We start from the raw sequence: 12,390 nt of genomic DNA, 5'->3' as shown, positions 1-12,390 counted from the left end.
TGCCATGTCCTCAAGTCCGCCCTCCAGCCCGCCGGCCGGCTTGACCGAAATCGCGACGGGCTGGCTGGATGCCTATCCGGTGGCGGTGACCGGCGGCGACCTGTTCGGCGACGCGGCCGAGCCGGTCGCGGCACACTGGCGCGCGGTGGCTTCCGGCCTCACGGCGCTGGCGGAGGGCGATCCCGCGGTCCTGCAGGACACCGTCACGCGCCATGCCGCCGATCTCGGCCTGACCTTCCGCGTCACTGGCGACGAGGAGGAGCGGGACTGGCCGCTCAACGCCATGCCGCTGGTGATCGGCGCGTCCGAATGGGCGGGGATCGAGCGCGGCCTCGTCCAGCGGGCGAACCTGCTCGAGCGTCTCGCCTCGGACATCTACGGACCCCAGCAGCTGGTGAAGGACGGCCACCTGCCGGCCGCCGTTATCGCGGGGAGCCCGTTCTTCGCGCGCAAGATGCTTGGCCGTGCCCCGCGCGACGGGCGCTATATCCAGGTCTATTCCGCCGATCTCGCGCGCGGCCCGCGCGGCCAGTGGCGGGTCCTGCAGGACCGCGTGCGCATGTCCAGCGGGATCGGCTACGCGCTGGAGAACCGTCTCGCGATGACCCGGACCGGCGGGCACCTTCTGGCCGAGAGCCACGTGCGCCGCATCGTCGAGTTCTTCGACCAGATGCGGGAGGGCATGGTCGCCGCCTGCGGCCGGGATTCGCCGCGCATCGCCCTGCTTACCGCCGGGCGGTTCAACCAGACATATGCCGAACAGGCCCATCTGGCGCGCTATCTCGGTTTTCCGCTGGTGGAAGGCCGGGACCTTTCGGTGATGGACGACCGGCTCTGGGTCGGCACCATCGCGGGGCCCAAGCGGGTCGATGCGATCTGGCGCTGGATCAATACCACCGCGCTCGATCCGCTTTCCTTCGATGCCAAGTCCGAGCTCGGCGTGGCCAACCTGTTCGAGGCCTGGGCAGGGGGCGGTGTCGGCATGGTCAACTGGCCGGGAACCGAAGTGCTGGAAAGCCCCGCTTTCGCCGCATTCCTGCCGCGTCTCTGCCGGGTGCTGCTGGGCGAGGAACCCTTGCTGCCGAACGTGGCGACATGGTGGTGCGGACAGGCGACCGAGAGCGCGATCGTGGCGTCCCGGCTTGACCAGCTTGCGCTCGTTCCCGCCTTCGGCCAGCCGGTCGAAGGGCTGGCGCGGCGCGAACCCGTGGCCGGGGCCGAACTGGAAGGCGCCGAACGGGCCGCGCTGCTGGAGGCGCTTTCCCGGCGGCCGATGGACTATTGCGGGCAGGAGATCGTGCATCTCTCCACCACCCCGGCGATCATAAATGGCGAACTGGCACCGCGCCCCTTCACCGTCCGCGCTTTCGTGGCCCGCGACGCGAAAGGGGACTGGACGGTGATGCACGGCGGGTTCGCGCGCCTCTCCTCGGGCAAGGCGCTGCCGACATCGCTGATGGGCGAGGGCGATCTTTCGGCAGATGTCTGGGTGATCGAGGACCGGCCGCCGGATGCGGCCCAGGTTCCCCGTGTCATCGACGAACCGCCGATCTCGCGCGGGGGCGGCATCCTTGCCAGCCAGGCGGCGGACAACCTCTACTGGTTCGGCCGCTACAACGAACGGGCGCAGTACGTTACGCGGGTGCTGCGCGCCCTGCTCGACGGTTCGGTGGAGGTCGAAGGGGGCGTGAGCGACCGGATCGGCGTGTCCAACGCGCTGGTCGAACTGCTGGTGGAGGGCGCCGTGATCCCGCGCTCGGCGGCCACCCGGCCGGCCGCCGCGATCTGTGCAGCCGCCCTTGTCGAAGCGCAGCTCCCCGGCGGCGTGACGGCGCTGATGCGCCGCCGCCAGGCCGTGGGCCTGTCCCTGCGGGAGCGTTTCGCGCGTGATTTCTGGCGGCTCGTCAGTCGTCCGATGCCGCCTGTCGATATCCATCGTCCGGCCACGCTGCTCGCGGCGGTGCGCATGCTGACGGAGCATTACAGCGCGCTTTCGGGTCTCGTTTCTGAAAACATGGTGCGCTCCGCGGCCTGGAGGTTCCTGGAAATCGGCCAGCGCATCGAGCGGGCGCAGGGCATCTGCCGCATGGTGCGCCGACTTGGCGAGCTGGAAGAGGGCGGGGAGAAAGACGGCGCTCTCGGTGTCCTGCTGGACCTGTGCGACAGCCAGATCATTTACCGGACACGCTACCTGACCGGGCCGATGGCCGGGCCGGTGCGCGATCTCGTCCTGCTTGATCCCGACAATCCCCGTGCGCTGGTGTTCCAGATCGCCGGTATCGTCGAGCATCTGGCCGCCTTGCCGAGCGTCCGCGACGATAATCTGCCCGAACCGCCGATGCGCCTTGCCCGCGCGCTGCTGGGGCAGGTCCAGGCGGCGAATGCGCAGGATACCGGTTCGCAGTGGCTGGCCGGGATCGAGGGGCAGTTGCTCGGCCTCTCGGATGCGATCTCGTCGCGCTATTTCCTCCAGTTCGAAGCGGACGAGGCGGAGAAACGGACGGCCCTGCTGTGATGCGCTATTCGGTCAGCCACCTTACCACGCTGAAATATGCAGCGCCGGTGCAGCTTGCGCAGTTCAACATCCGCCTGCGCCCCGCCGCCTGGCCCGGGCAGGTGGTGAGTGACTACCGGCTCACCGTCGATCCGCAGCCGGCGCAAGTGGTGGACGGCGAAGGTGGCTACTACATCAACGAGGCGCGCTTCGCGCTGCGCAAGCCCATCGCCCAGCTTCGGATCGAAAGCCGCTTCATCGTCGAGCGCGAGCCGCTGCCGTTCTTCGTCACCGGATCGAGCGGGCCGGGGCTTGCCGACTTGCGGGAGCGGGCGATGAAGAAGCCCGATCTCTCGGCGCGCGGCCCCGCGTCCTACATCTTCGCCTCGCCGATCGCCGCGCCGGAGCGTGACATCGCGCTCTGGGCCAGCGGCTTTCTCAACGATGCGATGCCGGTCATGGAAGCCGGCAGGGCGCTGATGTCGGCGATCCATGGACAGTTCGCCTACGATTCCGGGGCGACCGCCGCCGATACGCCCCCCATCGAGGCTTTTCACGCCCGCCACGGCGTCTGCCAGGACTTCAGCCACATCATGATCATCGCCGCGCGCGCGCACGGGATTCCGGCGGCTTACGTCAGCGGCTACCTGCGCACCTTGCCGCCGCCGGGCCGGGACCGGCTGGTCGGGCGGACGCCATGCATGCCTGGGTCAACTTGTGGTGCGGCGAGGAACTGGGCTGGGTCGGCTTCGATCCCACGAACGACATGCTGGTCGATGCCGACCATATCTTCATCGGCATGGGGCGCGATTACTCGGACGTGGCACCGCTGGACGGTACTTTCAGGGGCTCGTCACAGCAGAACATGTTCTTCTCGGTGGACGTGGCACCGCTGAATTGAGAAGGGCGGGGGGATGGACAAGGCTGATCTGGCGGGGCTCTACTTCGGAGCCGTGAACTTCATTGCTTTCGTGGCTTTCGCATTCGACAAGGAGCGGGCGATCCGTGGCGGTCGCCGGGTGCCGGAATCCAAGCTGCTCACATATGCCGCGATCGGTGGCTCCCCCGGGGCCCTGATCGCGCGGCGGATGCTGCGGCACAAGACACGCAAGCAGCCATTCGTGAACCGCCTGCGCCTGATCGTGGGCGTGCAGGTAGCGGCGCTGGTCGCCGGACTGCTTGCCGTGAACGGTCTGCTGCCGGGGCTCTGAGCGGTCAGGCGGTGTTCCGGGCCGTGGCCTTCCAGCGCGACAGGTCGAGCCCGCAGATCGCCTCCAGTGTCTCGATGTCGCGGGCGTAGTAATCGGTGAGCCGTTCGCGCAGGGCCGGGCTGAGCGGCGGATAGGTTATCTCGCGTGCCAGCAGGGAGCGCACGTTCTCGAACACCTGCTTGCCGCGCAGTGGGCGCACGCTGTCCTTGAGCGGCGCCAGCGCCTTGCGGAGCGGCAGCGGCAGGATGGCGGCCTGGCTGTTGTTCTCGCGTTCCGCCGCGGCTTCCTTCCGGAACACCGGGGCGACGCCGATATGCGCCGAGACCGCCTCGACGATCCGCTGCGGGTGAACGGCCACGTCTTCGTAAAGGTAGATCAGGATCTGCTCGCGGGGGAACAGGTCGAACCAGCGGGACAAGTGGCGGGCGTAGAGGCCGTCTTCCAGAAACCGCGGATAAGGCGATTCGGCGCCCTGGAGGTAATCTTCGGGCGGGCCTTTCGCCTGCCCCCGGCGGAAGAACATCTTGTAGTCCGAATAGGCACGGGCCACCGGGTTGCGAAGCTGCAGCACCAGCCGCGCCTCGGGGAGCGTCTGGGCAATGCGGTGTGCGGCGAGCGGATGGGCGAGATAGTCCGCGGATTTCTCGCCGATCACTTCCGCGGTCTCGGGCCGGTCTCTGAAGAAACTGCGATACCATTGCTCGCCGTGATCGAATCCGGAACTGAAGTAATGGGGTTCCGGGTCGGGCATGAATATCTGCGGATTTTCCTGAAGGCGTGCCTGTATCCAGGTCGTGGCAGCCTTGACCGCGCCGATGACGATGAAATCGGGATGCCAGCTGGGAGCCTTCATTGCGCTTTCGTCTCCATCATCGTTTCGCGCAGCCCTTCGGCGATGCGCTCCATGTCTGCCGTGTCCAGCGTGTGATCGACGGGGAACATCAGCGTCCGCCTCCCCAGGCCGATCGCGTTCCCCAGCCCGCCGTCGCGGCGGATCGGGATGCCGGAAAGGGCGTGCTCGCGGCTCATGTCGGGGCACGATCCGCTTCCCGCCGGGATTCCCCGCGCCAGCAGCCCTGCCAGCACGAGACGGCGGCGTCCCTCCACGATATCGTCGGGGTCCGTCAGTTGGACATAGAACTTGTACCAGGCATGGCCGGCTTCGGATGGCACGGCAGGCAGGAGGATGCCGGGCACTTGCGCCAGGAGATCGAGCAGGACCTGCGCATTGCGCCGCCGCGCTTCGAGCCAGCGCGGCAGCTTGGCTAGCTGGCAGCGGCCCAGCGCGGCCTGCATCTCCGTCATCCGGTAGTTCGAGCCCGGCGTGTCGTGAACGTAGCGGAAGGCGCCCGGCGTGCCGCCGCCGTCCACGGTCTTGAGGTAGTTCTTGCCATGGTCCTTGATGGCCCAGGCGCGCAGCCATGTCGGGTGATCGCGAAACAGCAGGAGGCCGCCTTCGCCGCCGGTGGACATGATCTTGTCCGTGCAGAACGAGAAGGACGCCGCCGCCCCGAAGGAGCCGACCGGACGCCCGCGCCAGGTTGCGCCGTGGGCCTGCGCGCAGTCCTCGATCAGGTGCAGGCCATGCGTGTCGCAAAGCTCCGCAAGCGCGTCCATGTCGCAGGGCCAGCCCGCAAGGTGGACACAGATCATCGCTTTCGTGGCGGAATTCACCAGCCGCGCGGCCGAACGGGGATCGATGTTCTGGCTTACCGGATCGACATCGGCGAAGACGGGGATCGCGCCCACGGCCAGAACGCAGCTTGCCGTGGCGAAGAAACTGCGCGCGGGAACGATCACCTCGTCGCGCGGCCCGATCCCCAGCGCGCGCAGGGCCACTTCGAGAGTGAGCGTGCCGTTGGCGATGCACATGCCTTCCGGCATTCCGACGAAGCGGCCGAATTCCGCTGCGAACGCGCGATTTTCGGTGCCATGGACAAGGGCGTTGACCCTTCCGGACCGCAGCACTTGCGCCACGGCCTCGATCTCGTCGGGTTCGTGACGGGGCCAGCGGCTGTGCACCGGCCGTGGCCGGATAGCGGCCCCGGCGCTTCCGGCACGGCCGCCTGACGGTTCCTCGATCGGAGCCAATGCGGGCGTGGACGCAAGGTTCACCGGTTTCATCTCCTCAGGCCTTCAGCGGTTCGCCGGTGCCGCGCGGGGCGGACAGGCTTTCATTCTCGATCACCTCGAACCCCGCGCTTCCGCTCGGCACCTTGACCAGGGTATGCGTGATGCGGCGCGCCTCGGTATGGTCGCCCAGCTCCACCGCGCGGGCGAGGCGGTCGATGCTGCGGGAGATGAAGGGCAGGGGAATCGGCTTGGACTGCGCCTCGAAGATGCCCTTGATGCCGGAGGGAAGCTGCTCCTCGCAGATGTCGAACAGCTCCTCGTAGAGCTTTTCGCCGGGGCGCAGGCCCACGAATTCAACCGGCACGTCGATCTCGGGCTGGAGCCCGTAGAGCCGGATCATCCGGTAGGCGAGGTCCACGATCCGCACCGCCTTGCCCATGTCGAGCACGAAGATCGTGCCGCGCTGGGAGTTCTGGCTGAGCGCGGCGGAACTGCTCTGCAGGATAAGCTGGACCGCCTCGCGCACGGTCATGAAGAAGCGTTCGATATCGGGGTGCGTCACGGTGAGCGGCCGCCCCTCGCGCAGCTGGCGGTGGAACAGCGGCACGATCGAGCCGCTCGATCCCAGCACGTTGCCGAACCGCACGGTCATGAAGCGCGGCGCATCGGCATCGTCCACCCCGCACATGTCCAGCGCCTGGCTGTAAAGCTCGCCCACGCGCTTGGTCGCTCCCATCATGCCGACCGGGTTCACCGCCTTGTCCGTGGAAACCTGCACCATCGCCTTGGCCGAGAATTCGCAGACCGCATCGGCCACGATCCGGGTGCCGAGGATATTGGTGTGCACCCCGGCGCAGGGACTGGCCTCGACGATGGGCACATGCTTGAGCGCGGCGGCGTGATAGACGATCACCGGCCTGTGCTTCTCGAACACCCGGCGCACTTCGTCCCGCTCGCGGATGTTGCAGAGCTCTGGCTGGACATCGAGATCGGGGAACTGCTCGCGCAGCTTCATCTCGATGGCGTAGAGGTGGTATTCGCTATGCTCGACCAGCACGAGGCGCGAGGGGCGGAAGCTGGCGAGCTGCCAGCACAGTTCGCCGCCGATCGTGCCGCCCGCGCCGGTGACGAGCACGCACTTGCCGGTGATCTGGCTGGTGATCTGCTCTCCCTCCAGCGTGAATTCGCTGCGGCCAAGCAGGTCCTTCACCGAAAGCTCGTCCGGCGATGTGCCGTGGTTCCGCTGGAGGATATGGCTCCAGCCATCGCGAATGCGCGAGAGTTCGAGGCCGAGATTGCGCGCGCGCGAGGTGAGGCGCGCCATTTCGCGGTTGGAAAGGTCGGTGCCGTCGTCGCAGGCGATCACCAGCGATGGGCGCCGTCCCTGAAGGTCCAGCGTCTCCACGGCATGGGCAAGATCGTCGTGGCTGCCGAGTACGGGAACGCTGGCGATCTGCAGCAGCGTGTCGTTCACCGAAGGCAGCAGGATGCCGCAGATCGACAGGCTGGGCGTCGATTCGCGCTTCAGCATCTCGATGATCGAGAGCACCCAGTCGGGAGAGCCGACCAGCAGCGCGCCGCGCAGGTTCTTGCCGTCGGAAAAGGCGGGCAGCGCCTTGGCGCCCTGCGTCAGCTTCTCGCGCAGGGCGCGCCGGGCGCCGCGCACGAAGAACAGCGCGGACATCGCGAACAGCCACTGTGCCAGTGCGATCTGCAGAAGCTGGCCATGCTCGGCGCGGACGCCGGGAACCAGCAGGATCGCCACCCAGGCCAGCGCGAAGGACGGTGCGGTCAGCATCGCCAGCTGGATGGCGTGGGCAAAGCTGAAATAGCGCCAGCTCCGCCGGTAGAGACCCGCCGTGTAGAACACCCCCACCACCACGAGCCCGAACGACAGGATCGCGCCGAGATGGCCGTCGGACTTGGGAAAGCCGGTCTTGCCGATGAGTTCGAACGCGAGGGCCAGGGTCAGGGCCACCACCACGAAATCGATCGTCATCAGCACCGTGTTGCGAAAGGCGCGCCGCAGGCTGAACTGGGTGATCGACGATCGCGACCGCGCTTCGGACGAGCCGAACTTGCGCACGCGGAGGAACTTGTTCGCGGAACCGGAGGACATCGACGAGGCGTTGGCCCCCGCGGCGGTTTGGTTCATTGTTTCGACCTTCGCGTTTGTTCGGCCGCGTTTGTTTTGGCCGTATTGGCGTGACGCGCGGTTTTTCCCGGCGAGAAAACGTACCACTGCCCAGTCGGGCCTCATGTCGTTCATGATCTATTGACCATTCCCGGGCCGCGCACTTGTGCATGAAGTCATCAGCCGTAATTGCCGGGGCTCTTGCGAATAGGGGGCGATTTCGACTGTCGGGCAGAACTATGCCTCCAATGGAGCGCCAGTCCCGGTTCCCGCCCCTCCCTTAATCGCCGCCAGTCATCTCTATGGGCTATCAGCCGATAGGTTGCTTGCGGTCAGCGGCCCGGGGGCCATCATTCGGTCGACAAGGACGGGTGGTCACGCGGGGAGGGGCTTGCGCAGACCCGCCGCAGCGGCACCGTCCGTCAGCCTGGGGCTCGATTACGCAATGAAGGTACTTGTCCTGTCCAGTCTCGCCTATTCGCTCACGAATTTCAGGGGAGCGCTGCTGCGCGAACTGAAAGCGAACGGGCATGACGTGATTGCGGTGGCGCCTGACCGGAACCCGGCGGTCGAGGCGGACCTTTCGGCCTGGGGGGTCGGCCTGCGAATCGTGCCGATGGCCCGGACGGGGACCAATCCGGTGAAGGACGCGAGCCTCCTTTCGGCTTACCTGCGGCTGATGACCGCGGAGAAGCCCGATCTCGTCCTGGCCTATACGCAGAAGCCGATCATCTACGGCGGCATCGCCGCGCGGATGCTCTGCGTCCCGCGCTTCTTCGCGCTGATGTCGGGACTCGGCTATGTGTTCAGCGAAGGGAGCGGCGCCGGCAAGGCGCTGCGCTGGGCGGTGGCGCGGCTCTACCGCGAGGCCGTGCGCCGTTCACGCGGCGTCTTCGTGTTCAACGCCGACGACCGCAAGGACATGATCCACCTGGGTATCGTCACGCCGCGCCAGAACGTGGTCCAGGTTCCCGGCTCCGGTATCGACCTCGAAAGGTTCCACCTCGAACCGCTGCCGCGCAACCGGCTGCGCTTCCTGCTGGTGGGGCGGCTCATGCGCGACAAGGGCATCTACGAGTTCGCGGAGGCGGCAAGGCAGATCAAGCTGGACCATCCGGACGTCGAATTCTGCGTGCTCGGCCATTACGAGCGGGACAATCCGACCGGGATCGACGAAGTGGAATGCGCCCGCCTCGCGCGGCAGTTCCCGGTGCAGTTCATTCCCGGAACCAGCGACGTGCGGCCCTATCTCGCCGGGTGCTCCGTCTTCGTGCTGCCGTCCTACTATCGCGAGGGGCTGCCGCGCACGATCCTCGAAGCGATGGCCACGGGGCGCCCCATCATCACCACCGACATGCCCGGTTGCCGGGAGCCGGTGATCGAGGGGGAGAACGGCTTCCTGGTGAAGCCGCGCGACGCCGGCGCTCTGCGGGCGGCGATGCAGCGCTTCGTCGATGCTCCGCAACTGGTGGCGGGAATGGCGGCGCGTTCGCGCGATCTCGTCGAGAAAATCTATGATGTGCGCAAGGTCAATCATCAGTTGCTCGAGAGATGGACCTCCTGCGCGAACCCTGGAACGAACCCGCGACGCTGCACGAGGCGCCCGATCCGCTGGACGATCTGCCGCGCAGCCCGGCCGGAATGCACGATGCGGCGACTTCACGGGCGATCGCCAGCTAATTTTCGACCGGGATCGAGCGGGGGCGCAAGGTCATGACGATGAAGGCAGTCGTAATCGGCGCAGTAGGCAGCACCGAAGTGCTGGTGGAGGAACTGGTCGCCGCACCGGGATGGGAGCTGACGATGATCGGCACGCTGCCGCCCGAGCTTCACGGGCGGCATTCCGACATCGTCGATCTTTCGGTGCTGGCCGGGCGGCACGGGGTACGGCTGGCTCCCATCGCGCGAACCAACGATCCGCAAGTGCTGGACATGGTGCGCGCGGAGGCGCCGGACTATGTCTTCGTGGTCGGCTGGTCGCAGATCTGCGGGCCGGAATTCCTCTCGATCGCGGCGAAGGGGGCCATCGGCTATCATCCCGCACCGCTTCCCCGTCTGCGCGGTCGGGCGGCGATCCCCTGGACGATCCTGCTCGACGAGCCGATTTCCGCCTCCAGCCTGTTCTGGATCGCCGAAGGCACGGACGACGGCGACATCCTTGCCCAGCAATACTTCCATCTCGCGCGGGACGAGACCGCGCAGGGGCTTTACGACAAGCACATGGCAGCACTGCGTTCGATGCTGCGCGCGGTGCTGCCGGTGCTGGCGGCGGGCGAGCAACCGAGGCAGGTTCAGGACGAGCGCTATGCGACATGGGCGACGAAGCGCACCCAGGCGGACGGGTTGATCGACTGGCGCCAGCCGGCCTCGGCGATAGACCGCCTAATCCGCGCGGTGGGGCGGCCCTATCCGGGGGCCTTCACCCATGTTGGCGGGCGCAGGATCACCGTCTGGTCATCGCGCCCGGTTTCGGGCGGGGAGCGGCATCATGCCCTTCCCGGGCAGGTCATGGCGAACGGCGGCGGGGTACTGACCGTACAGACCGGCGAGGGCCTGATCGAACTGGTCGACTGGGAAGTGGCGGAGGGCAGGCCGCCTGCGCTTCACGCCGTGTTGAAAGGATAGCGCTTGGCTTTGCAGCACTATGGAAAAGTCCTTGTCATCGCGCCGCATCCCGATGACGAAATCCTCGGCTGCGGCGGCACCATGGCGCGGATGGTCGAGGAAGGACTGGACGTGCAGGTGGCGGTCATCACCAGCGGCCGCCCGCCCGCCTTCGCTGCCGACGGCGTGGCGAGAGTGCAGGCGGAAATGCGCAGCGCCCATGCTCATATCGGCGTGAGCCGCACGCATATGCTGGATTTCCCGGCCGCCTCGCTCGACATCGTTCCGGCCGCGGAACTGAACGCCGCATTCTGCCGGATCGTGCGGGACGTGCAGCCCGACACGCTCTTCGTGCCGTTTCTGGGAGACATCCACCAGGATCACCAGCTCGCCTTCCTCGCCTCGATGGTGGCGGCGCGGCCGCGGGATCGGCAAGTGCCGACACGGGTGCTCTGCTACGAGACGCTGTCCGAAACCAACTGGTACGCGGCGCCGATGACGCCGCCTTTCGTGCCCAACGTGCACATCGACATATCCGGCACGCTGCAACGCAAGCTCGATGCCTTTGCGATGTTCGAAAGCCAGGTCCGCCCCTTTCCCGACGAGCGTTCGCTCATCACGATCGAGGCGCTGGCCCGTCTGCGCGGTTCGACCGTCTACTGCGAAGCGGCGGAAGGCTTCATCCTCGTGCGCGCGATCGAGCGCTAGGCAGGACCTGTTAATTACGCCTGCGAGTGTCCCGGATGGATTTGATCAAAATGGCTCAGCGCAGCGTCGGGAAGGCTTGAAATATGGACATATTCCGGCGCCTTCCCTTCTTGCGCTGAGCCATTTTGCCTCAAACCTCGATGGTGCCATTTATGAGTTTACGACCTAGGCCGAATTCGTCCACGCCGCCTGGGTCGTAACGGCCCGGTCACGGCTGCGTTTTCTTGTCACACGCCGCCTGGCCTTCCGGGGGCGGATGCAGACGGCAATCCCGGTTTTCGCAAGAACCGGACTTTTCAGGCAGCGCTTCAGGTATCCCGGTGTATTCGGAAGTACCCGTTTTGGACAGTCGTCATGTAATGAGTATCTATTACGGTCATTACTTGGAAAAATCAGCGTAGCCGGGGCGGCTGCTTTGTCGTCCGCTTGCGGGATGGGGGCCTCCAGAAGCCTTCGGGACGGAGATTTACCGTGGCCCGCCAACGATTTTCGCTACCTCCGACGCGCTTCGTTAGCTGACGATCGGTCAGCCCGTAAGGTGACGGCCTGTTCGATCCGCAGGGCATCGACGGGATTCGGGCGATGAGCGCTGCCGCGGGCAGGTTCATGGCCCTGGCGGGCCTTGCGTGCGTGCAAACGCATCGATCGGTGGCTCTGCGGCGGATGGCCCGAATGTGCGCAAGCACCGAAATTCGTGAGGGAAGAAGGCCGGACATTCCCGAGTCGCCGTGCTGAAACTGCCGATTTCCGGCTGCCATCCCGGATGATGGCGCCCATCGAACTTGAAGGTGATTCACCTTTGTGGCGATTGACGGTTGCGCAATTTACAGCGCGCAAAGTTAACATATTGAAATGGGTGAGTTTATATCTTTTATACCTCTTTCGGGGTAGGCTGTACCAGAATTATACGGTTCGCGTGTTACCTAGCCAAATGAACTTTCCGAAAGGGGCGTTATCATACTGAACATACGCCTCTTTTAAGAATATACGATTTATCCTTACGGAGCGGTAAGGTCGCCTGTCGGCCTCTCGACTTAAAGACGAGGATATGTTCTAAGGTGGTGTACCTAGGCTCAGGACCCATTGATAGGCCTGCGATGATGTGATTCAGGCTCCCCAAGGAGACTGAGCATGAGCGACCTGTATTGGCTTACGGACGAGCAGAT

The 12,390-nt window shown here is 65.9% G+C and carries 8 protein-coding genes and 1 pseudogene; 6 read left to right on the top strand and 3 right to left on the bottom strand.

Going from position 1 to position 12,390, the window contains the following annotated elements; translation table 11 throughout:
- The first annotated feature begins 4 nt into the window (after window positions 1–4).
- From ADT71_RS08965 to ADT71_RS08955, 3 genes and pseudogenes are all read left to right on the top strand, one after another.
- Window positions 5–2,515 (top strand): circularly permuted type 2 ATP-grasp protein, encoded by a 2,511-nt coding sequence (locus tag ADT71_RS08965; protein ID WP_054436313.1) that lies wholly within the window; start codon window positions 5–7, stop codon window positions 2,513–2,515.
- Window positions 2,515–3,395 (top strand): annotated as a pseudogene (locus ADT71_RS08960) (transglutaminase domain-containing protein). The gene ADT71_RS08965 and the pseudogene ADT71_RS08960 overlap by 1 nt, the downstream one beginning before the upstream one ends.
- Window positions 3,396–3,408: 13 nt before the next feature.
- Complete coding sequence (locus ADT71_RS08955) at window positions 3,409–3,705, top strand: DUF1294 domain-containing protein (protein ID WP_054436312.1); 297 nt, start codon at window positions 3,409–3,411, stop codon at window positions 3,703–3,705.
- Window positions 3,706–3,709: 4 nt separating this feature from the next.
- On the opposite strand, the gene ADT71_RS08950 is transcribed toward ADT71_RS08955, so the two are convergent.
- From ADT71_RS08950 to ADT71_RS08940, 3 genes are read right to left on the bottom strand one after another with little or no spacing between them, the layout of a single operon-like run.
- Window positions 3,710–4,558 (bottom strand): sulfotransferase, encoded by an 849-nt coding sequence (locus tag ADT71_RS08950; RefSeq protein ID WP_054436311.1) that lies wholly within the window; start codon window positions 4,556–4,558, stop codon window positions 3,710–3,712.
- The gene (locus ADT71_RS08945) at window positions 4,555–5,820 is read right to left on the bottom strand and encodes a DegT/DnrJ/EryC1/StrS aminotransferase family protein (protein WP_231635746.1); all 1,266 of its coding nucleotides are present in this window, start codon (window positions 5,818–5,820) and stop codon (window positions 4,555–4,557) included. Before ADT71_RS08945 ends, ADT71_RS08950 begins: the two co-directional genes overlap by 4 nt.
- A 13-nt stretch (window positions 5,821–5,833) precedes the next feature.
- Window positions 5,834–7,933, bottom strand: coding sequence for a nucleoside-diphosphate sugar epimerase/dehydratase (locus tag ADT71_RS08940; RefSeq protein WP_132469294.1), 2,100 nt, complete (start codon window positions 7,931–7,933; stop codon window positions 5,834–5,836).
- 370 nt (window positions 7,934–8,303) lie between these two features.
- Here ADT71_RS08940 and ADT71_RS08930 point away from each other — a divergent pair, with 370 nt between their 5' ends.
- Genes ADT71_RS08930 through ADT71_RS08920 form a run of 3 tightly spaced genes read left to right on the top strand, consistent with a single transcriptional unit; the run spans window position 8,304 to window position 11,224 of the window.
- Window positions 8,304–9,629, top strand: a complete 1,326-nt coding sequence (locus ADT71_RS08930; protein WP_156336531.1) for a glycosyltransferase family 4 protein — start codon at window positions 8,304–8,306, stop codon at window positions 9,627–9,629.
- A 2-nt stretch (window positions 9,630–9,631) separates the two neighbouring features.
- On the top strand, window positions 9,632–10,537 hold the full coding sequence (locus ADT71_RS08925; protein ID WP_165913254.1) for a methionyl-tRNA formyltransferase: 906 nt from the start codon (window positions 9,632–9,634) through the stop codon (window positions 10,535–10,537).
- A 3-nt stretch (window positions 10,538–10,540) separates the two neighbouring features.
- Entirely contained in the window at window positions 10,541–11,224 is a 684-nt protein-coding gene (locus ADT71_RS08920; RefSeq protein ID WP_054436306.1) for a PIG-L deacetylase family protein, read from the top strand.
- The last annotated feature ends 1,166 nt before the right edge of the window (window positions 11,225–12,390 follow it).

The sequence above is a fragment of the Novosphingobium sp. ST904 genome (assembly GCF_001298105.1).
Lineage (GTDB): Bacteria > Pseudomonadota > Alphaproteobacteria > Sphingomonadales > Sphingomonadaceae > Novosphingobium.
This window is presented reverse-complemented; position numbering and strand designations above follow the sequence as displayed.

Coding starts and splice junctions, on each gene's coding strand:
- ADT71_RS08965 (WP_054436313.1), top strand. CDS start 5: ATGTCCTCAAGTCCGCCCTCCAGCCCGCCGGCCGGCTTGACCGAAATC.
- ADT71_RS08955 (WP_054436312.1), top strand. CDS start 3,409: ATGGACAAGGCTGATCTGGCGGGGCTCTACTTCGGAGCCGTGAACTTC.
- ADT71_RS08950 (WP_054436311.1), bottom strand. CDS start 4,558: ATGAAGGCTCCCAGCTGGCATCCCGATTTCATCGTCATCGGCGCGGTC.
- ADT71_RS08940 (WP_132469294.1), bottom strand. CDS start 7,933: ATGAACCAAACCGCCGCGGGGGCCAACGCCTCGTCGATGTCCTCCGGT.
- ADT71_RS08925 (WP_165913254.1), top strand. CDS start 9,632: ATGAAGGCAGTCGTAATCGGCGCAGTAGGCAGCACCGAAGTGCTGGTG.